General features: G+C 48.9%; 1 protein-coding gene. It reads right to left on the bottom strand.

What is annotated here, in order from left to right:
• Positions 1 to 14 precede the first annotated feature (14 nt).
• On the bottom strand, positions 15 to 1055 hold the full coding sequence (locus ACFO3I_RS19120) for an IS630 family transposase (RefSeq protein WP_377336825.1): 1041 nt from the start codon (positions 1053 to 1055) through the stop codon (positions 15 to 17).
• Between the last annotated feature and the right edge of the window lie 105 nt (positions 1056 to 1160).

Below are 1160 nucleotides of genomic sequence, written 5' to 3'. Positions count from 1 at the left end.
CTAAATAACTGATCCTAATTGTGATACACCGTCTTTAGCCCATGGTTGCCACCTGGAAACGGGGCTGCCGTCTCCATAAAATGGTCGACCTGCTCCAGTAGTTCATCCATCGTTTTACAGTGATGGTTGCGAGTAATCGTTTCATGCAGCGCATGCCAGAGCTTTTCTATTTTGTTATGCCACGGGCTGTAGACCGGTAAAAACAGTAGCTTGAACTTCGGGTTTTCTGTCAGCCACTTTTGCGTTTTCTTGCTCTTGTGAATGATGTAATTATCCACAATAAAGGTCACGCTTTTCGCCCGCCTGTACTGACCTTTGACCTTATTCAGTAACTCGATAAACAGGTCGCTTGTTTTTCGCTGTCCACCGACATAGCTGATTTGTCCAGTTTGGCTGTGCAGTGCTCCGGCTAAATAGTGTTTCTTGTTTTGTCCTGGTGTCGCGACTTTACGCTGCTGACCTTTGAGGCCCCATTCCGCGCCAATCTTCGGGTTCAGGTGAATATCCACTTCATCTTCATAAAACACCGGATGGTCGATACTGCTGTTGTCCAGCGCTTCACGCATTGCTGTTAACTTCGCTTCTTTATCCGGGTCTTTGATGTACAACGTCGGAGCCGCCCGACGCCAGACAATCCCCAGCGTGGGTAGCCAGCGCCTGATGGTGGAGCTATGCACCTTGATGCTGCACAGCTTTTTGAGCATCAACGCGAACAACTCTGTACTCCAGCGGGAGCGCTGATAACCTAAGGTTCGTGGCGCTTGCTCCAACAGCAGCCTTAATACCTTACAGATAAAGGTTTTGGGCTGGCGAACTGGCCTGCCAACTCCTTTTGTTTTCAAACCATCCACGCCGGCTACTTCATACCAGGCGAGCCAGCGATTCACGGAGGAACGACCCACCTGAAGCACACGGGCGACTGCAGATTTAGTGGTCCCTTTTAACACCAGCAGAACCGCATTGGCTCTGCGGCACAGGTCTTTATCCCTGGTTTTATGAATGACTTTCTTCAATCGACGGGTTTCAGCGCTATGGAAAAATGTTATTTTGCTCATACTCAATGCGGTTGATGGTTTGTGTTGTTTGGCGACTGATCAGATCGCTCAAACCGCATTGAGTTCCCGCCTACAAGTGATCTACTAATTGGAACAGTTATTTAG

Origin of the sequence: Rheinheimera marina, from assembly GCF_042654345.1 — a bacterium.
Taxonomy (GTDB): domain Bacteria; phylum Pseudomonadota; class Gammaproteobacteria; order Enterobacterales; family Alteromonadaceae; genus Pararheinheimera; species Pararheinheimera marina.
The sequence above is the reverse complement of the archived record's forward strand: the minus strand, read 5'-3'. Positions and strand labels throughout refer to the sequence as shown.